Below are 21380 nucleotides of genomic sequence, written 5' to 3'. Positions count from 1 at the left end.
GGGTCATGTCACTCAACGAGGTGTCTCGCCTGCGTCGCCCCCCAGTGGTCGTCCAGGTACTCGACGACGATACGACGGTGGCAGTGGTCTGGTTCGTGTTCGCTACACAACAGGACCGTCGGGGCTTCGAACCTCGACCGGTTCAGTTCGTCCTCAACGGCTCGGTCCGCCAGCAGTTCGTAGAACCGTCGCTCGTACTCGGCCCACGAGATCTCGTCGTCCCGCCAGGCGTCGAGCAGTTCCTCTGTGGGTGCCAGCTCCGTCCGGTGCTCGTAGGCTGCTCCCAGCAGCTCCTCGAGGAAGAATTTCAGGTCGTCTCGTTTTGCAAACCCCGACAGCTGTGACCGGTTCCTGACTCGAACGTCGATCAGGCGTTCGACGCTCGCTCGTTCGAGGAGTCCAAAGAACTCCGCTGCACCTTTCTTTGTGAACCCAATCGTGTAGATCTCGGTCTCTCTTGCCACGGCCGATAAGTATCTGGGTGATGTGGATTATATCTTCTGGCCGCATCTCGAATAGTGTCAAACAGAACGCGCATGGAGACGACGTTACCTGTGAGACGGTCTTGGACGGAGCCGGCGAAAGCGCCACTCTCAACCCGAACGGTCGCGTCTGTGCCGACGACGGCAGCGTTCGACCGGTGTGGACACGCAGACAGGAGAACACCACAGATGACGACTGTACTCAAACTCGGCGGCTCGGTAATCACGGAGAAGGATCGGGCGGAGACACTGGACGGCCCAACGCTGGACGCCGCGGCCGACGCAGTCGCAGACGCGCTCGCGGCCGACGACGTGACGGAACTGGTCGTCGTCCACGGCGGCGGTTCCTTCGGCCACCACCACGCCGCCGAACACGGCGTGTCGACGACCGACGGGACACACGACCACGCCGCCGTCACGGACGTTCACGGCGCGATGGCGACGCTCGAACGGTTCGTCCGGGCGCGACTCCACGAGCGAGACGTGCCGGCGGTGCCGGTTCACCCTCTCTCGGCGGCCAGCCGCGACGCCGACGGAGAACTCACCCTCCCGACGGAGCAGGTCACCACGCTGCTGGCGGAGGGGTTCGTCCCCGTGCTCCACGGCGACGGGGTCGCCCACGCCGGCGAGGGGGTGACGGTGTTGTCGGGCGACGAGATCGTCACGACGCTGGCCCGCCAGGTCGAGACGGATCGGGTCGGGCTCTGTTCGACCGTCCCGGGCGTCCTGGACGACGACGACGAGGTGATCCCGGAGGTGTCGTCGTTCGAGACGGTCGCGCCGGTGTTGGGCGAGAGCGACGCGACCGACGTGAGCGGCGGGATGGCGGCGAAGGTGCGGGAACTGCTGGCGCTCGACGCGCCGGCGTCGATCTTCGGCCCGGACGCGCTCGCCGGCTTCCTCGCGGGCGAGCGCGTCGGAACGGTGATCCGGTGACGCGCCGGACCCGGGCTACAGCTCGGCGTACGGCCCGTCGTGGGCCTCCGTGAGCCGTTCGACCTGGTCGTCGGTCAGATCGACCGTCGCGGCACCGAGATTCTCCTCCAACTGCTCTACCGTGCGAGCGCCGACAATCGGCGCCGCGACGTCGTCGTGGTGGACCTGCCAGGCGAGCGCGACCTGTGCGGGCGTCGCGTCGACCTCGTCGGCGACGGCGTCCAGCACGTCGTGGGTGTCGAACGCCGACTCGGTGAGGTAGTTGTCGGCGAAGTGTGGCGACTCGGAGGCCAGCGACTCCCCGGTGAGGCCGTCCTCGCGGTCGTACTTTCCGGTGAGGAAGCCCTGTCCCAGCGGGCTCCACGGGCAGACGGCGACCCCGTACTCGTTGCACATCTCCAGGTAGTCCCCCTCGATCTCCCGGTCGACGAGGTTGTACCGCGGCTGTGAGACGGTGAACGGCTCCCAGCCGTGTCGGCGCGCGAGCTCGTTCGCCTTCGCAACCTTCCAGGCGTTCGGCCGGAGCGTGGACGTGCCGAGGTAGTGGACCTTGCCGTCGTCGACGAGCCCGTTCAGAGTCTTCATCAGCTCGTACGTCGGGGTCTCGTCGTCCCAGCGGTGGATGTACAACACGTCCACGTGGTCGGTCCCCAGCCGCTCCAACAGGGCGTCGATCCGTTCGCGGACGGTCTTCCGGTTCGTCCCGCGGCTGTTGGCGTCGCCCTCCCGAATCTGCCAGAAGATCTTCGAGGCGATCGTGAACCGGTCGCGGTTGCGGTCGGACAGCCAGTCGCCGATCCACCGCTCGCTGTCGCCGCCGCCGTAGATGTCCGCCGTGTCGATGTACCGGCCCCCGGCCTCGGCGTACGCGTCCAGCAGTTCGTGTGCGCGGTCCTCGCCGATCTCCAGGTTCCCCTCGGCGGTCTCGCGGCCGAACCGCCAGGTGCCGAACTGGAGTTCGCTCGTCCGAATCCCCGTGTCCCCCAGCGGGACAGACTCGAGTTCGATCTCAGAGACATCCGTCATGCGTCTCTCGCTACGACCGACCGGCCGAAAAGCGTTCAGTTCCCCACCCGTGCTTCCGTTTCCGGGTCGTCACCGTGGCCCACACCGGACCGAAACCGACAACCGACCGCCGCCCACAGGACGGACGATGGAGACCGGAGTCGTCCCGCTCTCGACGGTCGACGGGCCGTTCGACCTCCAGGCGACCGTCGAGAGCGGGCAGACGTACCTGTGGGACCGTGCCGACGACGGGATGTACGAGACACCGGTCGCCCACGGCGGCGACCACTGGTACGAGACGGTCGTTCGACCGTTCCGACCGCCCGGCGACCCGGACGCCGACCCGCTCGTCCCCGAGCCGGCGGTCGTCCGCGTCCGCCAGGTCGGCGACGCCGACGACCCGGACGCCAGACTGGAGTGGGAGTCGAACGTCGACGCCGAGCGACTGCTGACACACCTCCTCCGGCTGGACGACGATCTAGACGAGATTTTGGGGGCGACCCCGGACGTCGACCTGCTGGCCGACGCCTACGACGCCTTCCGTGGGATGCGGCTGGTCCGCGACCCCCCCTTCGCCTGTCTGATCTCGTTCATCTGCTCTGCCCAGATGCGGGTGTCCCGGATCCACGGGATGCAGATCCGGATGGCCGAGGCGTTCGGCGACCCCGTCGAGTTCGACGGGGAGACGTACCACGCCTTCCCGACGCCCGAGCAGTTGGCCGCTCGGACGGAGGCGGAACTGCGGGACCTCTCGTTGGGCTACCGGGCCCCGTACGTCCAGCGCACGGCCGAACTCGTCGCCGACGGGGAGGCCACCCCCGCCGCCGCCGCGGACCTGGAGTACGAGGCCGCCCGCGAGTACCTCACCCAGTTCGTCGGCGTCGGCGACAAGGTGGCCGACTGTGTCCTGTTGTTCTCGTTGTCGTTCCTGGAAGCCGTGCCGTTGGACACCTGGATCCAGACCGCCATCGGCGATTACTTCCCGGACTGTGACCGCGGGAACTACGCCGACACGTCGCGGGCCATCCGCGAGCAGTTCGGCGGCGAGTTCGCGGGGTACGCACAGACGTACGTGTTCTACTACCTGCGGACGCAGGGTGAGTGAACAGGCGCGGGAAGCCATCGACGCTGCCGGTCGGCGAAGTAGACGCCAGATGGGTGGCGACGAGGACGACCCGCGTCGGGACACGAAGGCGTGGATTGGGACGAACTCCGGCTACGAGCGCGAACCGGCGCCGGAGGACGTGTAGACTGTCACGTTCTCTAAGAGCGGCACACGGGAGGGGTGTACGCGACGACTACTCTGGCTCGAACGACGACAACTCCCGACAGACCGGCGACAGTCGCACGCACGCCCCTGGAGAGCCGACCGCTCGCCCCGCCGGTGAGTAGCTGTACACGCTCACGTAGTTCCTCCCTGTGCGTAGTTTCGAAATCGACCTCGGAGGCAGAGCATTTTGACGAGAAAAACGAAAGTACGAACGCCGCCGCGGTCCGGATTCGAGTCGTCGAGCGAGCCCGACGACACCGTCGCTCTCGGGGTGTCCATCGTTCACACGGAACCAAGCGAAGAACGGCTCGAGACCGGAAAAATCGGCGATCGAGCCACCGCCAGATACTAACCGTTCCCGCCCTTGAATCACTCTGATGTCAGACACCGACAACGGTCGTCAGGCGACACGGCGGGCGCTGCTCGCGACGGGCGCGGGCACGGTCGCGGGACTGAGCGGCTGTCTCGGCGGTGGGGGGACGAGCGGCAGTGAGGGCACCACCACCGGCACCGTGGAGTCGTCGGCGCCGTTCAGGAACAAGACACTGCGGTTCTCCACGTGGAGCGGCACCAACGCGACGGTGTTCCGCGAGGAGATCAAGCCGAAGTACGAGGAGAAGACCGGCGGCACTCTGGAGATCGTCCCGGGCTGGTCGGAGATCCTGGCGAAGATCCGGTCGGCGCCGGCCGACAGTCCGCCGTACGACCTCACGGTGACGGGTGACCGACAACACTACGTCGGGCTCCAGTCGGATCTCTGGGCCCAGATCGACTTCGACCAACTCGACAACGCCGGCGCGATCAAGGACAACCTCCTGCGGGAAGATCCGGTGTCCGTTCCGTTGGCGTACGGCGTGATGTGTTACGCCTACGACGAGGAGACGATCGGCTTCGACCCCGGGCCGTGGTCGGATCTCACCTCGAAGGCCGAAGACGCGGCGCTACCGGGCTCGTTCTTCACGAACTCGCTCCAGATGGCCTCGATCGTCTCCCAGGAGATGGAGTTCGACCAGGAGCTGTACAGCCCGGACGGGCACGACGCGATCTTCCAGACGCTGAAGGAGATCGACACATCGACGTTCTACACCGGTGCCCAGGACATGTGGACGTCGATCGACCAGGGGATCGCCAACCTCGGGCAGTACTTCTTCGCCTACTCGCTGAAGAAGTCACAGAACACGGAGTCGATGGACATCGGACTCCACGTCCCGGACGAGACGACGGGGTACATCGACGACTACCACCTCGTCCGCGGCACCGACCGGCGCGACATGGCGCACGACTTCCTGGACTTCATGCTGACGCCGGAGATGCAGACGACCTACGCCCAGAACTTCAATATGGGGATGGCGAACCCGGAGGCGGACTACCCGGACGCCACCCTGGAGAACGTCCCGTTGGACAACGAAGCGCTCCAGAGCATCTCGTTCCTGGAGTGGGCCGACGTGGCACAGTACTCCGAGACGCTGTCGGAGCGGTTCAACGAGCTGAAGAGCAACGTATGAGCGTGCGTCCGGCTGCGGCGGGGGTGGCGCCGTGAGCGTCTTGGAGCTCGACAGTGTCGAGAAGACGTTCGGCGGGCTGACAGCCGTCGACGACGTCTCCCTGAGCGTCGAGGAGGGGGAACTCGTCTGTCTGCTCGGTCCGTCCGGCTGCGGGAAGTCGACGACGCTACGGACGGTCGCGGGGTTCGAGACGCCCGACACCGGGACGATCCGGATCCGAGGTCGGGACGTGACAGACGTGCCGCCCAACGAACGGAACTGTTCGATGGTGTTCCAAGACTGGGCGTTGTTCCCGAACAAGACCGTCCTGGAGAACGTCGCATTCGGGCCGAAGGTGGATGGCGTCGACCGCGAGACTCGGCGTGATCGGGCCACCGAGATGCTGGAACTGGTCGAGATGACGAGTCAGGCGGACGCCCGGCCGGATCAACTGTCCGGCGGCCAACAACAGCGCGTAGCGCTGGCGCGGTCGTTGGCCCTGGACCCGGACCTGTTGTTGCTGGACGAGCCGTTGTCGAACCTGGACCGGAAGCTGCGGGAGGCGATGCAGCTGGAGATCAAGGAGATCCAACGCGAACTGGGGACGACGATGCTGTACGTCACCCACGACCAGGACGAGGCGTTCACGCTCGCCGACCGAATCGGCATCGTCGACGGAGGGCAGCTCGTCCAGGTCGGGGCGCCCTCGGAGGTGTACACGGACCCCAACGAGCGGTTCGTGGAGTCGTTCCTCGGCACGACCAACTTCCTGGAGTGTACGGTTGCCGACGGGGCGGCGCCGGGGGGCTACACCCGGCTGTCGACGCCGTTGGGCGAGCCGTTGTTCGCACCGACGGAGGGTCGTCGGCCGTCGACGGACGAGCGGGTCACGGCGTCGATTCGTCCGGAGCGGCTGTCGCTGTCGACGGAGGAGGCCGTCGCGGACGGCGCCGGTCAGTCGGCCGCCGAGACCGGGCTGTCGGCGACCGGCGTCGTGGAGAGCCGGCTCCACCGCGGCTCGCGCATCCGGTACGAGCTGACCGTCGGCGAGGCGACGCTCGTCACGGAGCGCCGACTGGACGACAGCGTCGGTGTCAGCGAGGGTGACACGGTCGGCGTCGGCTGTGCGGCAGACGCGATCACCTACTTCGACGCCGAGGGGGTGCGGCTGCGGTGAGTCTGGCAGACCAGGTGCGACCGGCCGGGCTCGCCCGGGCGCTGGGTGGCCGCAGCAGTTCCCTGTTGGTCGTGCCGTTGCTGTTGTTCGACCTGTTGGTGTTCGTGGTGCCGTTCGGCTACCTCCTCCGGATCAGCCTGACGGAACGGACCACCGCGACCGCCTACGGGGAGGGGACGTGGTCGCTGGATGGGTTCCAGTACGTCTTGGAGACGGCGACGCTCCGGGAGACGTACCTGTTCACGCTGGGGTTCGCGGCCGTCGCCACGGTCGTCTCCGTCGGAATCGCCGTGTTGTACGCCTACGCTATGTGGCGGGCAGAGGGGGTACGCCGGCTCGTCTTGACGGCTGGCGTGCTCGTGTCGATGTTCACCGCGATCGTCGTGAAGCTGTTCGCGGCGATCCTCGTGTTCGCCCCGAACGGCGTGCTCGCGGGTGTCCTGACGGCGACGGGCCTGTTCGCGAAGCCGCCGTTGCTCGTCAACAACGTGATCGGCGCGCTCTTGGGGCAGTTGTACGTCGTGGTCCCGTACTCCGTGTTGGCGGTGTACTCCGTGCTGGCGACGGTAGACGAGTCGCTGCTGGAGGCGGCCCGGGACCTGGGCGCCGGTCGGCTCCGGACGTTCCGAGCGGTCGTGTTGCCCCACACCGTGCCGGGGATGCTCGTTGCGGGCGTCATCAGCTTCACTTGGAGCGTCGGGGCGTACGCCGCGCCGTTGCTCGTCGGCTCCAGCTCCGAGCGGACGGCCGGGATGGCGGTGTCGGACCTGTTGTTGAACCGGTTCGACTGGTCGGCGGCCGCGGCGCTGGCGGTGCTCGTCACTCTGACGGTGTTCCTGGTGCTGGTGGTCACGCGGGTCGTCCTCACCAGACTGGAGGTGGACGCCGGTGTCTAACTCCACTCCCGACTCTCGATCCAGCTCCCGGTCGGCCCGGTCGCGGCTCGTCGGCGCCGCCGGCGACTGGGCGTTCCGGGCGGCGTACGCCGCCGTCTTCCTGTTCCTCCTGGGGCCGGTCGTCGTGGTCGTCGGCACGTCGCTGTCGTCGACGAGTGCGGTCGCGTTCCCGCCGCCGGGGCTGTCGCTCCGGTGGTACGGAGCGTTGGTCGCGTCGCCGGAGTGGACCCAGGCCGTCGGCAACAGTCTGCTCGTCGCCGGCGGAACGACGTTGTTCGCGACGACGCTGGGCGTCCTCGGGGCGCTGGGGGTCGACAGACTGGAGGGCGGAGTCGCGGCGGCCGTCACCGGGCTCGCGGTGGTGCCGTTGCTCGTCCCGGGGGTCGTCTTGGGGGTGACGCTGCTCGTCTTCTTCAGTCAGTTCGGGCTCCAGCAGCGACTGTCGACGATCGTCCTGGCACACTCGCTGTGGGCGACGCCGCTGACGTTCTCGATCATGCGGGCGACGTTCTCGCGGTACGACTGGTCCGTCCGGGACGCCGCCCTGGACCTGGGGGCGAGCCGTCCGCGGGCGTTCTTCGAGGTGGTCGTCCCGAACGTGCGGGCCGGGCTGTTGGCGGCCAGCATCGTCGCGTTCGTCGTCAGCCTCCAGGAGTTCGTGATGACGTTGTTCCTCTCCGGCCAGGGCACTCGGACGGTGCCCGTGAAGGCGTGGAACTCGCTGCGGAACTCCTTGGACCCGCTCGTGAGCGTCACCTCGACGTTGTTGGTCGTCGCGGTGCTCGTCTTGCTCGTGGTGGCGGCAGTTACCGTCGGGTTAGAGCGGTTCGCTCGCGACAGCGGGTAGCCACCGTCGACAGCCTCTTGCCGGCCGCTGTCGAGAGAACGAGCGTGACGACGGATCCCGAGCCGCGGCCCGGTGGCGTTCTCCAGGCGGCCGGTGACGTCCTGGTGGTCGCCGGGCTGGCGGCGCTCGTCGTCGTCGCAGTCTACCTCGGGTCGTTCGTCGGCCGGGTGACGCCGGTGCCGCGGCTCGCGGCCGTCCTGGTGACGACCACGCCGGCGGTCGCGGCGACGGCACGTTACTTCAGACGGCGGGTGGCGTACTGGAGACGGGTGCGGCGGCTTCGCCGTCGAGAGTGAGGCGGTGGAGCCGTCGAACGCGACGCCTCTGACGCCGGAAGTGAGACACCGGGGTGGCGCCGCGCCCTCTCTACTCCGCGTCCAGTCGCTCCGTCGCGGCCGTCTCCGGGAGGTGCCACCACAGATCGGCCGCCCGAGCGGGGACGAGACGGGTCAGCCGCTCCGTCGGGTCGCCGTCGAACGTCGCGCCGACGGCGAAGTGGTCGCGCTCCGTCGTCGCCCAGCCGACACCGGCGGCCGCCGCGGCCCGGAGGTCCACGAGTGCAGGGCCGTCGACCGCACGCGCCAGCGCCGCCTCCGCGGTACCGGGGACGGGTCCGTCCAGGTCGACGGCGTCCAGCCGGCGGTCGTCGCCGTCGCCCGTGACGGCGGTGACGGCCCCCCCGCCCAGCGAGAACCGGACGACGACGTAGTCGTCACCGAACTCCTCGACGAGAACGGAGCCGGCCGACGGCGACCGGTCGGTGTCGTCGGTCGTCGGGCGTCTGTGTCGTCGGTCGAGGTGGCTGTCGTGAGCCCAGAACGCGACCGGGCCGTCGGCGTCGCCGGCGAGCCGGCTCACCTCGGCTGCCATCCCGCGGTCGCGCACCTCGCTGACGCCGTCCGGAAGGCCGTCGTCCGCTCGGGCGAACGGTCGGCGGAACGCCGCGGCCCGTTCGAGCGTCCGACAGTCCGCGCGGACGCGGTCGACGGCCGTCGACGGCGCCTCCGTGTCGGCCAGCAGTCCGCGGACGGTCTCGGCGACGCGGGCTGCGGCCGCCGCCGTGGCTCCGGGGTCGTCGTCGCGCGACGGCGGACTGCCGCCGTCGTCGCCGACTGCGAGGTCGTCGGCCAACCCCGTCGGGACGCCACCGAGGTGTGTCTCGCAAAATCGTCGAATCGACGCGACCGCGCCGGTCGTGTACTGGCAGTCGACCCCGCGAACGCGGACGCGGTCCTCGGGGTGTTCGCGGTTGTACGACCGGAGCCACGCCAGGAGATCGCGGACGGCCGCCGTCTTCCAGGGCCAGATTTGGAGCTCGGCGAGGGCGTCTGCGGGGTCGCGCTCGCCGCTCGCGGCGGCGTCCAGCGCCCGGACCGCCGGGCCGGACGCTTCGAGCGCGAACACGCGACAGCCGTGGTCGGTCACGAGCCGCCGGAGCAGTCGGTGTTTGGCCCGGAAACAGGTCCGGGCGCCGTGGCTGGCCTCGCCGAGGCCGACGACCGCCGCGTCGGCGGCCGCGTCGTCGAACGCCGGGAGACCGCCGTCGGCGTCCGGGGTCGGCGCGGCGTCGGTCGTGTACGGTGCGAGTCCGTCGGTGTCTGCCGTGTCCGTCATCGTCTGTGTCTGTCGTCGGAGTGGTGAGCGTACGGTGCGCGTGGACCGAGCGAGACGCGTGGCTGGTGGGCGCGGGAGACGCGCCGGCCGGCCGACACCGATCACTGACGGACGAGCAACATCGATTCGGCCGTGTGACGGCAGTGTATTCAGTCTGGTGGCGTCGTCTGTCCCCCCGTGCCGGCGAGGGTCGCGCGGACCGGCAGACATACAGTCCATCACGGTCTATCGTGCCGTATGCGTCTGCCAGAGACCCGCGACCTGTTCGCCCGGGAGTTCACCTTCCCGGTGGCGTGTGAGACGGTCGTCGACCGGATCGGCGACGAGGAGTTAGACGCCCCCAACGGGGGGTCGGAGACGATCGGGACCGTGTTGGGTCGGTGCCAGGAAGAGGAGTTCCGGTCCGCCGACGAACTGTACGACGCCCTGCTCACGTTCGTCGGCGACGCCTACATCGGGCGGAAGTTCTACGACGACCGGGGCGCACAGCCCGGCGAGGAGACGGAGGGGGTGTCGTTTTGAGCGTCACCGTCGTCGCCGGCGTCCCGGGCGTCGGGCTGTCGACGCTCGTAGAGCGTGTCCGGCCGGAACTCGGCGAAGGGTTCGAGGTGATCAACTTCGGCGACGTGATGTTGGAACGGGCGGCCGTCCGCGACCTCGCGCGGACGCGGTCGGACCTGAGCGACCTCTCACAGCGAGAGACCCGACGACTCCAGCGTCGTGCCGGAGAGTTCGTCGCCGACCGCGGCGACTCCGCCGAAGTGTTACTCACGACACACCTCGTCGTGGAGACGGACGCCGGGTTCCTCCCCGGGCTCCCGGACGGGGTGTTGGCCGACGTCGACCCCGAGCAGATCGTCGTCGTCGAGGCGACACCGGAGACGATCCGCGAGCGCCGCACCGACGCCGACCGGTCGTACCCCGACGGCTCGCTGCGGGCGATCGACTTCGAACGGGACCTCCACCGCACCGCCGCCTTCGAGTACGCGACGACCGCCGAGGTGCCGGTCGTCCGCGTCGACAACGAGGACGGCGACGCCGCCACCGAGACGCTCTGCGGGGCGGTGACGGAGTAGTCGGCTCCACGACACTCCACCGACGGTGACACGACGGCCGCGACGGCGTCACTTATCACTCGGTCCACCGAACGGACGGACGAGCCACGGGTGCCGACAGCCATGCCAGGAGACACTACCGAGGAGACGACGGTCGACAGAATCGGGTTCGTCTGCGTGCAGAACGCCGGCCGCTCGCAGATGGCGACCGGCTTCGCCGAGCGAGAACGAGACCGCCGCGGACTGGACGGCGTCGAGATCGTCACCGGCGGCACCCACCCGGCCGACGCCGTCCACGAGAGCGTGATCGAGACGATGCGAGAGACCGGAATCGACCTCGCCGACCGCACACCACGCGAGGTGACCGTCGCGGAACTGAACGACTGTGACGTGGTGGCGACGATGGGTTGTTCCACGCTCGACGTGGGCACCGTCGACGACGCGGTCGATATCCGGGATTGGGACCTCCCGGACCCGGACGGCGCCGACCCGGAGACGGTCCGGGCGATCCGCGAGACGGTCGCCGACCGCGTCGCCGCGTTGTTCGACGAGATCGAGCCGGCCTGACCCCCGCGCCGTCGTGTGGTGTGACCACACGCCACACTGCTGTTCCATCACAAATATTTATGAAGGTACGAGCGGTGGATCGACACGACACGATGACAGTCGAGCGCAACTACGACCGGGAGTTCGTGCGGACGTTCTTCACGTCGCCGACGGCAGTCGAGGGTGAAGACGACTCCGCGAAGATGCTGGAGAGTGCGGCGGGGCTGCGGGGGATGCAGGCACCGGACGTGTGGGTGCCGGACAACGAGGACGCAACCGCCCCCTCGATGCGCGAGGAGGGTGTCGAGAACATCATCAGTGTCGTCGGCGAACACGGCGACGAGTTCCCCGGCGAGATACACCCGCGGATCGTCTGGCACCGCGACGACCCGACGACCCGACACACCGGGTTCGAGCACATGATGGCCATCGCCGACCCCGAAGACGGCGCCGGCGAGCAGATCGACGGGTTCGTCGTCCCGGAGGTGGGCGACCTCGACGACTGGAAGAAGGCCGACGAGTTCCTCACCATCGTCGAGACGGAACACGGCCTCCCGGAGGGGAGCCTCTCGATGTCCGTGATCGTGGAGAGCGCGGCCGCCGAGATCGGTCTCAACCGCCTGCGAGAGGAGGTGGGCAAGCCCTCCAACAACCTCGAACGGCTGTTCCTCCTCGTGGACGGCGAGGTGGACTACACGAAGGACATGCGAGCGATGACGCCCACCGGCGGGCTGCCGGAGTGGCAGACGCTGCGTCACAACACCTCCCGCGGGGCCAGCGCTGCGGGTCTGGTCGCCGTCGACGGCCCGTACGACGACATCCGCGACGTGGCGGGCTACCGCGAACGGATGCGGGAGAATCGTGCGATGGGGATGACCGGGATCTGGTCGCTCACGCCCGGCCAGGTGGCGACCGCCAACACCGCCCCGCTCCCGCCGGAGGAGGGGTCGTGGCTGTTGGAGGCCGGCGGCGAGTCGGTCGAACTGGACCGCGTCGACGGCCGCGAGGTGTACCACGGGGACGCCGTCGGCCTGACAGAGACGGCCGACGGCTTCGAGCTGACGGTCGACGGGCGGACGGAGACGCTGGACGCCGACGAACTCCGCGAGCGGCTCGTCGGCATGACGGAGTACGTCCCGAGTCTCGACGACGTGGTCGACTCGATGGAGGAGTTCGAGGCCGCCAAGGAGGCCGGGAAGGGTGCCATCGCCATGACCCGCGCCGCGACGCTGGAGATCGACGGCGTCACCGTCGAGATCAGCACGGATCGGATGTGGGACGAGGCCACCTACCAGGCCGCCCAGACGCCGATCCTGCTGTTCCAGGACGTGTACGAGCACCGGCAGGACCAGCACGCGGAGTTGGCCGACACGTACGGCGAGGACGTGGTCGAGCGAGCGGCCGAGGTCGGGAACTGACCGACTGCGTCGCCCGGGCGTAACGCGGGCGGGCGACCGGACTCACCCCGCTCTGGAGTGCGCCCAGAGGATGTACGGCAACGAGACGACGAGTAAGACGAGCAGGACGAAGTTCCCGGGGCGCATCGACCACCCCATCCGGGTGACGAACACGGCCGCTGGCTTCAGAAGGACGGCCGTGACGACGAGGATCAGCGTGATCGGGTGGAAGACCACCGACTCGATCCGTTCTCGTTCGCTCACGCTCGCTCGTCTCGCCAGACCGACTTATGTACTCTGTCGCGTCTCACGACACGTTCTCCGCCGGCGGTCGCAACAGCGCCGTCGCGGCCCCGGCGACGCACAACACGACCGCAGCCGCGCGGAAAGACGTTGTCCAGCCGACGGAGACGACCAGCAGGCTGGCGACGGTGCCGCCGAACACCGAACCCCACACCTTCCCGGTGTACAGCAGCGCGTAGTTCTCCGACGACCTGGCGGCGCCGTAGTACTCCCCGACGAGACTGGGGAACACGGAGAAGGCGGGCGAGCGGAACAGTGCCGCCAGCCCGACGAGCGCGGCGAACGGCCAGGCGGCGCCGGCGGCGCCCGCGACGGTCGCGCCCAGTAAGGCGAGTCCGGCACAGACGAGCGACGCGGCGACGGTCCGGACGCGGCCGAACCGGTCCGAGAGCCCGCCGACGGTGACGATCCCGGCGGCGTCCGCGAACGCGACGACGGAGGCACCGGCGGTGGCGACCGCCGCCGGCAGCCCGACGGCGTCGGCGTACGTCACCACCTTCCCGATCAGCATCAGCCCGACGCCGTTGACGACGATCATCACCGCGTACAGCAGCCAGAACTGCCACGTCCGGACGGTGTCGCGCCACTCGTAGGTGCCGGCCGGGAGACCGCCGTCCGGCTCCGCTCGCTCGCCGTCTCCGTCAGTCTCACCCTGCCCGTCCCCGTCACCCTCGGCGACCCCCTCCGGCGGGTCGCGGAGGACGGCCGCGGCCGCGAGTCCGACGACGCCGACGCCGCCGCCCAGCGCGAGCAACGTGGCGGCCAGATCCGCGGCGACCCCTCGGCGGACCACCGGGATCAGGAGGAAGCTCACGCCACTGTACGACATCGTGACGACCCCGGTCGCCAGCCCTCGTCGCTCCGTGAACCACTTGACGGGCGTGTTGACGGCGACCGTGTAGACGGCGCCACAGCCGACGCCCCCGAGCGCGTAGGCGGCGTAGACGGCGAACAGCCCGTCGGCGACGGCGGTGCCGGCGTAGCCGGCCGCGAGCAACGGTGCGCCGACGAGCAGGGGCACCCGCGGACCGTAGCGGTCCCGCACCCAGCCGACGGGGAACTGCGAGCCGGCTTGGAACACCAGGAAGACGGTGTAGACGGTGCCCAACTGCGTCTCCCCCGTCCCGAGCGCGCTCCCGAGCGGGAGCCGGATCGACGACCAGACGAACTGGTAGGTGCCCGCGGCGCCGATCGCCAGGGCGGCGACGGCGACCAGTGCGACGCGACGGCGACTGTCTCTCACGCCGATTCACTGTCGACGGACCGACAAGAGCGTTCTCACTCGCCGTCGCCAGCCCCCGAGAGTCGGCGTGTACACTCGTCTTCCGAGGCGGCGTATCGACGAGTGGATCTCGGGTCTCTGCGTAACGACGACGGACGGTATCGACGGCGAGACGGTGACGGAGCACCTCGGTGTGATCTCCGGCGAAGCCGTGATCGACGCGAACGTCCCGAGCGGCCCCGCGGCGGGCATCCGCGGCGTGATCGTGGACGCTCCGGCCCCTACGAGGAGATGGTCGCAATCGCCCGCGAGGAGGCGCCGAAGGACCCCCAGACGGACGCCGAGGAGTCGGGAGTCGACGCCGTCGTCGGCGTGTCGTTCGACTACGAGGAGATGGCCGAGGGGACGTTGTGGGTGAACGTCTCCGAGACGGCCGTGTGGACGGGGTAGCGGCAGGGTGGTAATTCCACTTCTCCACCGACCCTCAGGGGAGTCGGCCGTCACGCTCCTCCAGCGTGCGGTAGGCGACGGCCGCGCCGAGGAGAGTCGCGGCGCCGAGCGCGACGAGCGACAGGGTCCGACGCCCGGTCAAGAGGAGTGCGGTCGCGGCGGCGTAGCCGGCCAGCGTAGCCACGGGCAGGAGACGGTCCGTGTTCACGTCCGCCGACTCGCCCGCCGGCTACTTCACTCTCGCGCTCGCTCGGCGACTCCACTCCCGCGCGCGACGAGCAGATCGCGGCGTCAGGCCGTCTCGACTGTCCCGCGCATCGCACCGTGGACGGTGCAGACGTACGACTCGGCGGCCGCGGCCAGCTCCGAGGTGACGGTGAACGCGAACTCCGAGCCGTCGTCGCGCCAGGCGACGGCGGGGTCGTCCTCGAACCCGCCGGTCGCGTCCTGTGACAGCAACGGGCTGCCGCTGCCGTCCAACAGTGCGAACGGGTGGACGCCGTAGCCACGATTCTCGACGACGTAGCGCGTCCCGGGCTCCAGGGTGAGTGTCGGATTCTCCCCGTCGCCGGCGACGCCGCTGTCGCCGAACCGCCAGGCTCGCGCGCCGACGTTGTTCAGGACCACGTTCACGCTGCGGGGTGTCGCGGTCGCAGTCGGCTCGTCGGTCGCAGTCGCGGTTGGCTCGGCCGTCGCCGTCGGTGTCGGTTCCTCCGTCGGGGTCGCGGTGTCGTAGTCGTCGCCGCCGGAGCCGTAGCCGTCGCCGTAGCCGTCACCCGACTCCGTCGCGGTCGGGCTGTCGGTCGCGGTCGGCGAGGCGGTCGCAGTCGGGCTGTCCGTGACGGTCGCCGTGTCCGTCTCTGTCCCCTCTGCACCGCCCGTGCTACGGCCGGCACAGCCGGTCAGGAGCGCCGCAACTGTCACACCGGTGACTCCGAGAAAGCGTCGTCGTTCGGTCACATGTCTCCTTGGTCCGAACGGCAATCAGGCTTTCCACACGCCGGCGGGTCAGGCGGCGACGGTGAACAGGAGCGCGTTGTGGACGCCTGGCCCGAGACCGACGGCGGCGACGACGGCCAACAGGGCGTACCCCTCGCGGTCCGTCTCGGCGACGGTCGGCGCGACGAGCGCGACCGCGACGGCCGCGACCAGTAGCTTGACGAGGACGAACAGCCAGCCGGTGCCGAGCGTCGCCGCAGTCGGCAGCGCCGCCGAAGCCTCCAGGATCAACGCCGACAACGGCGTCCGCTCGCCGAACCCCAGGAGGTCGACGCCGACGGCGGTCGTGACGCCGTCGACGCCGTGGGCGACGACCGCGAGCGTGCCGGCGGCGCCGGCGACCCGAGTCTCCGGCCGGAGCCGGGCGAGCAGTCGCGCGGCGAGCCAGCCGAGTCCGACGCCGGAGAGGAGCCCGCCGGCCGGCAGCGTCGCCGCGACCGTCTCGGCCGTGACGAGGACGGCACCCACGGCAGCGACGGCGGTGACGCTCCCGACGACCGCCAGCGTCCGTACGACCGAGACACCGACGACGTCGGCGGCGAGCCAGACGGCTCCGCCGACGACTGCGGCGGTGACGTACACCGCCGGCGTGCCGAACAACGGCGCCGCGACCGCGGGGACGGCCTCCACGACGAACAGGACGTGGCCGGCGGCGCCGACGACCATCCACGGCACGGCTGCGAGAACGTGTTCCTCACCGAAGGCGAGGTCACGCCGGGAGAGCCCCCAGGCGACCCCGGCGACCGCGAGCAACGAGCCGACGACGTACGGCGTCGGCGGCAGCGCGAACCCCTCGGGCAGGAGCTGTGCCGGCACGACCGACGGGCGTAGACCGAACATGACCGGGTGGAGTCGACCCACGACGTAAAGTCACCCGGTTCCGACGCTCGATCAGCTGTAACGGTCCTCCGCCCAGGGGTCGGCCGTGTCGGAGTAGCCTCGTTTCTCCCAGTACCCCCGTTCGGGCTCCGTGAGGAACTCGACGCCCGTCACCCACTTCGCGCCCTTGTAGGCGTACTTGTGGGGCGTGACGACCCGGAGCGGGCCGCCGTGGTCCCGCGGGAGGCTGTCGTCGTCGTAGCCGTAGACGAACAACACCTCCTCGCGGTCACACTCCGCCAACGGGAGATCCGTCGTGTAGCCGTCGGCGGCGTGGAACATGACGTGGACGGCGTCGTGGTGGACCCCCGCCCGCTCGGCGATCTCCCCGAACGGCACGCCCGTGAACGCACAGTCGAACTTCGACCAGCCGGTCACACAGTGGAAGTCCTGGCGCTGGGTGACGGCCGGTAGGTCTTGGAACGCCTCCCAGTCGAGTTCGAGCGGCTCGGAGACCGCACCCCACACCTCGAACGTCCAGTCCTCGCGGTTCTGGTCCGGCGTACCGGACTTCGAGAGCACCGGGAACCGGTCCGTCTGGCGCTGGCCGGGCGGCAGCCGTTCGTCCCCGTGCGACTCCCAGAGGTCGGTCACGTCGGCGTCGACGCTCTCGTCCGTGTCTGCTGTCACGTCCGGAGCGTGGGGCGGGCCACACCAAAGCGTGTCGGAGCCGCCGGCGGGAGGGCGACCGATCAGTCGACGATCAGTTCGCGCTTCTCCCGCACCTGCTCGGACTCGTCGGTCGGCTCGCCGAGGAGTCCGCGAGCGGCGGCTTTCCCCCACTCGACGGCCGGCTGCGTGAACGTCGCCACGTCCGCGAGTTCGCCGAACAGGACACACGCCGCCTCGCTGGCGTACAGCAGTTCGCCGACGGCCGCGGCGTCGGCCCGCTCCAGTTGGATCCGGACGTTCTCCCGACCGGCGGCCGCCAGACTGGCCTCCGTCGCCCGCAGTTCGGCGTCCAGGAGCTCCCGGAGGCTACCGTCCGCGAGGTACGACAGCCCGTCCAGGTCCGTCGCCGGAATCGGTCGGTCCGGGCCGTCTGCGACCCGGACGAGCGTGACGAGCTTGTCGGCCGGGCCGGCGCGGTACAGTTGGAGCTGTGAGTGCTGGTCGGTGACACCCAACGCTCGGGCTGGGGTCTGGCCGCGACCGTCCTTGCCGAGCGACTCCGCCCACAGCTGTGCGAACCACTCCGCGTACCGCTCCAACGACTCCGCGTACGGCAGCACGGCGTTCACCGCCGCGCCGCGTTCGGCCAGCGCGTACGCCGTCGCCCCGTAGGCGTACGCCGGGCAGTCGAACAACGACGGCGCGAGCGAGTCGGCAGCCCGAGCGCCGCCGGCGACGACGGCGTCGACGTCCACGCCGACGAGCGCCGGGACGAGCAGCCCGACCGCCGACAGCGCCGAGAAGCGCCCGGGGACACCCTCCGGGACGGCCAGCCGCGGGAGGTCGTGCGTCTCGGCCGCCGCGGCGAGGTTGCCGGAGTCGCCGGTCGTCACGACGGTGTGGTCCGTCCAGTCGACGCCGGCGTCGGCCATCGCCTCCCGGACGACGAGGAAGTTCGCCAGCGTCTCCGCGGTCGTGCCCGAGCGGGAGACGACGTTCACGACCGTCCGCGAGAGGTCGACCTCGGCCAGCCGACGGTCGACCCACGCCGGATCTACGTTGTCGAGCGCGAACGCGGCCGTGTCCCCCGCCGCGAGCGCGTCCGTGAGCGTCACCGCGCCGAGTGCGCTCCCCCCGATTCCGACCGTCACGACGGCGTCCAGTTCGCCGTCGCCCACTGCACGCTCGCGGGCGGCCCGCGCCGTCTCGCGGATCGCCGTCGTGTCGACCGTCTCCGGCAGCGCGAGCGCGGCGTAGCCGTGGTCTCGGTCGCGGCGGCCCCGCTCGATCCGTTCGTGTGCCGTCGCCACCGACTCGTCTAGCGTCTCCAGGTCGGTCTCCGTCAGCCCCAGCGCGCCGTCGAGAGCGTTCCCGATGTCGACTTCCATACCGGAGCCGGGACGGGGAGGGACAAAAACCGTGGCTACCGCAGCCCGTCGTCGCGTACCGGTCGTCGTAATCGGTTCGTCGGACTCGGTCGTTCGTCGGACTCGGTCGTTCGTCGCGGGCGCCCGGGAGCCCGCCCGTCCGAGACGCGGCGCTTTTCCGGGCCGCCGTCGTAGCTCGGTCGATGACAGAGACGGAGACGGGCGACGACCGGGAACGCGCGTACGGTGGACTCCTCGGCGCGTTCCCGTACGCCGCCCGGCGGTCGGAGTCGTGGCTGTTCCGGTCGTACGCCGTCGTCAGCGCGCTCGTCGCGGTGTTCCTCGCCGTCGTGTTCACGCTGGCGCTGGTCCAACAGCTGGGCGCGACCGCCGGGGCCCGCTTCTCTATCGCCCGGGCGTTCGTGATCCTGGTCGGGCTGGCGGCGGTCGCCCCGACCGTCACGCCCGTGTTGTTGGTGGCGCGGAGCCGCCGGCGTGGCGCCGACCGCCGCCGCGGCTACGAGGCCGGGCTGGCGCTGGCGGGCTACACCTTCGTCGTCTCGCTGTACGGACTCGTCGTCGCCAGCGCGCCGGCACAGTTCCAACAGACCCCCAGCGGCCCGCTCGCGCCGCTCGTGTCGTTCCTCTACGACCTGCCGTCCGTGTACGCGCTGGCGATTCCCGCCGCCGGCGCGGCCGTGATCGCCGTCGTCCACTACCTCCGGCGGTGAGGTTCAGATCCCCTCGACTGTGAGCAACCTCTGTTCGATGTCTCCCGCCTCCTCGATCACGAACAGCATCTCGTACGGGACCCCCCTGTCGTTGTTCTCGTGCTCCATCGACGCGATCTCCGTGCTGGTGTACGTCGAACACTGGCACACGACAACGAACGACTCACCCGATGTCGGCCAGTTCGTGTTAGGTGTCCTCTGGCCGTCCGCTGGCACGTCCAACTGCGACCAGAACTGGTTCGACCCGTTTCGGACGACAGTTACGTTGACTTTCGACTCACGATCAGAATGGTTTTTTACCCTGACAGCTCGGAGTGTTACTCTGTCGTCGGCTGCGACAGTGGAGGACCGAGACTCCGTCTCTAGTGTGGCACAGCCGGCTAGCCCGGCAGTAGCTGCAATCAGGGTCGAAGCGTAAGTACGTCTGTCCACGCCGGATTCTGTTCTTTCCAGGAATAAAAAACCACTAGAGTGAGAAAGTCGCAAAGTGAGCTAGAAACAACTAAGTTAGATTCAGATTGTCTCTTGGTGTGGCGAACGAGAATACCACGAGCCCACGTCGAAGAACAGTGCTCAAGACACTCGGTGCTGGCGTCTCGCTCTCGCTGGCGTCCAGTCCGGCCACTGCAGATCAGACACTCGACGACGTAATCGAGCAAGCGCGCGAGGTTCGTGAGGCCACGGGAGACAACGACAAGTTCCTCCAGTATCTCGAACGACGGGGCTACGCCACCACGTCGAAGGGGACGACGGACACACTGTACCACCAGTCCAACTCGACCGACGGAGCATCGACACAGCAGTTGAGCGACAGTGAGCTGAGTGTCAGCCTGAACATCATCGCTTACCACATCAACTGTAATCCAGATCCGTACGACATCTACGTGGAGTACTACTTCGACTGGGACGCGAGCAGTGGGGCCGGCGAACCGGAAGAGGACCTCTTCTCGTTCGCGTGGCCGGCCGACGCCTTCCAGTACGCCGAGGACTCCGCAGAGACGTCCGGAAACGTCTCGTTCTACAGCCGCGACAACGCCCTGAACGGAGTGAGCTTCAAGTTCGACGACTACGCGAACCTGGGATCGGGTGGGTCGGCTGCCGGCTACGGTGGCTGCTCTGTCACCAAGGAGAGCGGGTGGAGTGGGTCGACCACTTTCGGCGGTAAGTACGTCCACACGTACGAGACTCTGGAAGTCTGCGGCTTCTCTACGGGCTTCGAGGGAGAGATGACCCTCTCTTACTGCAACCAGGGCCACAAGGACGAAATGGGATTCACCCAGATCAACTACTCGGAACGAGACGACGAGTACACGAACTGCTGATCGACGCCCGCGTGACGAAACCCCGAAACCCACGCAGCGTCTACTGCGACCCGTGACAGACGACACGCCGGGCGAGGCGGTCGACCCCGCCGAACTCGCGGCGGAGTTGGCCGCCGAGATCGACGAGTCGGACGCGTCAGACGAGCAGGCGGACACGGACGACGAGGCCGTCACGGGGACGTTCCTCGTGACCCACGCAGACGAAGAGTCGGCAGTGTTGCGGGACGCCGACACCGGGCAGGTCCACACGCTGTCGGAGAACCCGGGTCTGGACGCGGAGACGGTGATCGAGGCGACGGTGACGCCGGAGCCGCCGATGGGGGTGACGTACGACGTCCGGGAGGTGGCCGAGCGCCGCGAGGTGGCCGTGCGCGCGAGCGGGGAGACGCCGACGACGCAGGCCCGCGAGATCGCCGCCGAGCAGTCCGTCGGCGAGGTGACACGGCAGGAGCGCGCCGGCGACGGGGAGTTGCACGTCCTGACGGTGCCGGACGACCGGACGGAGGTCGCCGTCGACGACGTGGTGAACGACCGGGAGACGCGGCTGCTCCAGGCCGCCCGCGCCGGGGCGTCGCACGTCGAGGTGCGATCGGAGGAGGGGGTCGTCTCCGTGCGGTACCTCCCGTAGCACCGTCGTTGCGACGACTCTGTCTGTGTCGCTCGTACGACAGACTGCGGCGGCGTCCCGCAGGAGTGTGACGGGCGTCGGCACCCCGGACGCCAGACTGGCGGCGCACGCCGCGGCTGCCCGTCGACTGCGAACGCGCGGGAAAACCGCGAGCGCGA

At 69.2% G+C, this 21380-nt stretch carries 25 protein-coding genes and 1 pseudogene; 16 read left to right on the top strand and 10 right to left on the bottom strand.

Going from position 1 to position 21380, the window contains the following annotated elements:
* Positions 1-8: 8 nt before the first annotated feature.
* Complete coding sequence (locus RYH79_RS07630) at positions 9-464, bottom strand: DUF488 domain-containing protein (protein WP_370897793.1); 456 nt, start codon at positions 462-464, stop codon at positions 9-11.
* Positions 465-671: 207 nt separating this feature from the next.
* On the opposite strand from RYH79_RS07630, the gene RYH79_RS07625 reads away from it, so the two are divergent.
* Positions 672-1418: an isopentenyl phosphate kinase gene (locus RYH79_RS07625; RefSeq protein WP_370897791.1), complete on the top strand. Its 747-nt coding sequence runs from the start codon at positions 672-674 to the stop codon at positions 1416-1418.
* A 15-nt stretch (positions 1419-1433) separates the two neighbouring features.
* Here the strand turns inward: RYH79_RS07625 and RYH79_RS07620 are convergent, their stop codons facing one another.
* On the bottom strand, positions 1434-2444 hold the full coding sequence (locus RYH79_RS07620; protein WP_370897789.1) for an aldo/keto reductase: 1011 nt from the start codon (positions 2442-2444) through the stop codon (positions 1434-1436).
* Between the two features lie 127 nt (positions 2445-2571).
* Here RYH79_RS07620 and RYH79_RS07615 point away from each other — a divergent pair, with 127 nt between their 5' ends.
* From RYH79_RS07615 to RYH79_RS07585, 7 genes are all read left to right on the top strand, one after another.
* Complete coding sequence (locus tag RYH79_RS07615) at positions 2572-3528, top strand: DNA-3-methyladenine glycosylase family protein (protein ID WP_370897787.1); 957 nt, start codon at positions 2572-2574, stop codon at positions 3526-3528.
* Positions 3521-3673 carry a hypothetical protein gene (locus tag RYH79_RS07610; RefSeq protein ID WP_370897785.1) on the top strand — a complete coding sequence of 51 codons (153 nt, stop codon included), beginning with the start codon at positions 3521-3523 and terminating at the stop codon, positions 3671-3673. The genes RYH79_RS07615 and RYH79_RS07610 overlap by 8 nt, the downstream gene beginning before the upstream one ends.
* Positions 3674-4070: 397 nt before the next feature.
* On the top strand, positions 4071-5198 hold the full coding sequence (locus tag RYH79_RS07605; protein ID WP_370897783.1) for an ABC transporter substrate-binding protein: 1128 nt from the start codon (positions 4071-4073) through the stop codon (positions 5196-5198).
* 31 nt (positions 5199-5229) lie between these two features.
* The gene (locus RYH79_RS07600; protein ID WP_370897781.1) at positions 5230-6354 is read left to right on the top strand and encodes an ABC transporter ATP-binding protein; all 1125 of its coding nucleotides are present in this window, start codon (positions 5230-5232) and stop codon (positions 6352-6354) included.
* On the top strand, positions 6351-7250 hold the full coding sequence (locus tag RYH79_RS07595) for an ABC transporter permease (protein ID WP_370897779.1): 900 nt from the start codon (positions 6351-6353) through the stop codon (positions 7248-7250). Before RYH79_RS07600 ends, RYH79_RS07595 begins: the two co-directional genes overlap by 4 nt.
* Entirely contained in the window at positions 7243-8097 is an 855-nt protein-coding gene (locus RYH79_RS07590; RefSeq protein WP_370897777.1) for an ABC transporter permease, read from the top strand. Before RYH79_RS07595 ends, RYH79_RS07590 begins: the two co-directional genes overlap by 8 nt.
* A 44-nt stretch (positions 8098-8141) precedes the next feature.
* Entirely contained in the window at positions 8142-8393 is a 252-nt protein-coding gene (locus RYH79_RS07585) for a hypothetical protein (RefSeq protein ID WP_370897775.1), read from the top strand.
* Positions 8394-8463: 70 nt separating this feature from the next.
* Here the strand turns inward: RYH79_RS07585 and RYH79_RS07580 are convergent, their stop codons facing one another.
* Positions 8464-9711, bottom strand: coding sequence for an erythromycin esterase family protein (locus RYH79_RS07580; RefSeq protein WP_370897773.1), 1248 nt, complete (start codon positions 9709-9711; stop codon positions 8464-8466).
* 237 nt (positions 9712-9948) lie between these two features.
* On the opposite strand from RYH79_RS07580, the gene RYH79_RS07575 reads away from it, so the two are divergent.
* The 4 genes from RYH79_RS07575 to aceB all read left to right on the top strand — a co-directional run bounded on the left by RYH79_RS07575 (position 9949) and on the right by aceB (position 12730).
* Positions 9949-10233 carry a DUF5789 family protein gene (locus RYH79_RS07575; RefSeq protein ID WP_370897771.1) on the top strand — a complete coding sequence of 95 codons (285 nt, stop codon included), beginning with the start codon at positions 9949-9951 and terminating at the stop codon, positions 10231-10233.
* The gene (locus RYH79_RS07570) at positions 10230-10787 is read left to right on the top strand and encodes an adenylate kinase (RefSeq protein WP_370897769.1); all 558 of its coding nucleotides are present in this window, start codon (positions 10230-10232) and stop codon (positions 10785-10787) included. The genes RYH79_RS07575 and RYH79_RS07570 overlap by 4 nt, the downstream gene beginning before the upstream one ends.
* Positions 10788-10889: 102 nt before the next feature.
* Complete coding sequence (locus tag RYH79_RS07565; RefSeq protein WP_370897767.1) at positions 10890-11333, top strand: arsenate-mycothiol transferase ArsC; 444 nt, start codon at positions 10890-10892, stop codon at positions 11331-11333.
* A 92-nt stretch (positions 11334-11425) separates the two neighbouring features.
* Positions 11426-12730 carry a malate synthase AceB gene (aceB, locus tag RYH79_RS07560; protein WP_370897765.1) on the top strand — a complete coding sequence of 435 codons (1305 nt, stop codon included), beginning with the start codon at positions 11426-11428 and terminating at the stop codon, positions 12728-12730.
* 42 nt (positions 12731-12772) lie between these two features.
* Here the strand turns inward: aceB and RYH79_RS07555 are convergent, their stop codons facing one another.
* Entirely contained in the window at positions 12773-12973 is a 201-nt protein-coding gene (locus RYH79_RS07555; protein WP_370897763.1) for a hypothetical protein, read from the bottom strand.
* Positions 12974-13016: 43 nt separating this feature from the next.
* Positions 13017-14255, bottom strand: a complete 1239-nt coding sequence (locus RYH79_RS07550) for an MFS transporter (protein ID WP_370897761.1) — start codon at positions 14253-14255, stop codon at positions 13017-13019.
* A 106-nt stretch (positions 14256-14361) separates the two neighbouring features.
* On the opposite strand from RYH79_RS07550, the pseudogene RYH79_RS07545 reads away from it, so the two are divergent.
* Positions 14362-14684 (top strand): annotated as a pseudogene (locus RYH79_RS07545) (YbjQ family protein).
* Positions 14685-14718: 34 nt separating this feature from the next.
* Here the strand turns inward: RYH79_RS07545 and RYH79_RS07540 are convergent.
* The 5 genes from RYH79_RS07540 to RYH79_RS07520 all read right to left on the bottom strand — a co-directional run bounded on the left by RYH79_RS07540 (position 14719) and on the right by RYH79_RS07520 (position 18562).
* The gene (locus tag RYH79_RS07540) at positions 14719-14892 is read right to left on the bottom strand and encodes a hypothetical protein (protein WP_370897760.1); all 174 of its coding nucleotides are present in this window, start codon (positions 14890-14892) and stop codon (positions 14719-14721) included.
* 83 nt (positions 14893-14975) lie between these two features.
* Complete coding sequence (locus RYH79_RS07535; protein ID WP_370897758.1) at positions 14976-15608, bottom strand: hypothetical protein; 633 nt, start codon at positions 15606-15608, stop codon at positions 14976-14978.
* Between the two features lie 84 nt (positions 15609-15692).
* Positions 15693-16523: a DUF63 family protein gene (locus RYH79_RS07530; protein ID WP_370897756.1), complete on the bottom strand. Its 831-nt coding sequence runs from the start codon at positions 16521-16523 to the stop codon at positions 15693-15695.
* A gap of 51 nt (positions 16524-16574) precedes the next feature.
* Positions 16575-17192: a molybdopterin-dependent oxidoreductase gene (locus tag RYH79_RS07525; protein WP_370897754.1), complete on the bottom strand. Its 618-nt coding sequence runs from the start codon at positions 17190-17192 to the stop codon at positions 16575-16577.
* 62 nt (positions 17193-17254) lie between these two features.
* The gene (locus RYH79_RS07520; RefSeq protein WP_370897752.1) at positions 17255-18562 is read right to left on the bottom strand and encodes a glucose-6-phosphate isomerase; all 1308 of its coding nucleotides are present in this window, start codon (positions 18560-18562) and stop codon (positions 17255-17257) included.
* Between the two features lie 182 nt (positions 18563-18744).
* Between RYH79_RS07520 and RYH79_RS07515 the strand changes: the two genes are divergently transcribed.
* From RYH79_RS07515 to RYH79_RS07505, 3 genes are all read left to right on the top strand, one after another.
* Entirely contained in the window at positions 18745-19272 is a 528-nt protein-coding gene (locus tag RYH79_RS07515) for a DUF8056 family protein (RefSeq protein ID WP_370897750.1), read from the top strand.
* A gap of 569 nt (positions 19273-19841) precedes the next feature.
* Positions 19842-20594 (top strand): hypothetical protein, encoded by a 753-nt coding sequence (locus tag RYH79_RS07510; protein ID WP_370897748.1) that lies wholly within the window; start codon positions 19842-19844, stop codon positions 20592-20594.
* Between the two features lie 118 nt (positions 20595-20712).
* Positions 20713-21222, top strand: coding sequence for a DUF5812 family protein (locus RYH79_RS07505; protein ID WP_370900809.1), 510 nt, complete (start codon positions 20713-20715; stop codon positions 21220-21222).
* The last annotated feature ends 158 nt before the right edge of the window (positions 21223-21380 follow it).

Source organism: Halobaculum sp. MBLA0143, from assembly GCF_041361465.1.
GTDB lineage: Archaea > Halobacteriota > Halobacteria > Halobacteriales > Haloferacaceae > JAHENP01.
Note: the sequence above shows the minus strand (reverse complement) of the source record. Positions and strands in the feature narration are given on the sequence as shown.

Bases quoted from the DNA above. Each gene is read 5' to 3' on its own strand.
- RYH79_RS07605 (WP_370897783.1), top strand. From the start codon at position 4,071: ATGTCAGACACCGACAACGGTCGTCAGGCGACACGGCGGGCGCTGCTC.
- RYH79_RS07615 (WP_370897787.1), top strand. From the start codon at position 2,572: ATGGAGACCGGAGTCGTCCCGCTCTCGACGGTCGACGGGCCGTTCGAC.
- aceB (WP_370897765.1), top strand. From the start codon at position 11,426: ATGACAGTCGAGCGCAACTACGACCGGGAGTTCGTGCGGACGTTCTTC.
- RYH79_RS07530 (WP_370897756.1), bottom strand. From the start codon at position 16,523: ATGTTCGGTCTACGCCCGTCGGTCGTGCCGGCACAGCTCCTGCCCGAG.
- RYH79_RS07520 (WP_370897752.1), bottom strand. From the start codon at position 18,562: ATGGAAGTCGACATCGGGAACGCTCTCGACGGCGCGCTGGGGCTGACG.
- RYH79_RS07620 (WP_370897789.1), bottom strand. From the start codon at position 2,444: ATGACGGATGTCTCTGAGATCGAACTCGAGTCTGTCCCGCTGGGGGAC.
- RYH79_RS07580 (WP_370897773.1), bottom strand. From the start codon at position 9,711: ATGACGGACACGGCAGACACCGACGGACTCGCACCGTACACGACCGAC.
- RYH79_RS07625 (WP_370897791.1), top strand. From the start codon at position 672: ATGACGACTGTACTCAAACTCGGCGGCTCGGTAATCACGGAGAAGGAT.
- RYH79_RS07515 (WP_370897750.1), top strand. From the start codon at position 18,745: ATGACAGAGACGGAGACGGGCGACGACCGGGAACGCGCGTACGGTGGA.
- RYH79_RS07565 (WP_370897767.1), top strand. From the start codon at position 10,890: ATGCCAGGAGACACTACCGAGGAGACGACGGTCGACAGAATCGGGTTC.
- RYH79_RS07575 (WP_370897771.1), top strand. From the start codon at position 9,949: ATGCGTCTGCCAGAGACCCGCGACCTGTTCGCCCGGGAGTTCACCTTC.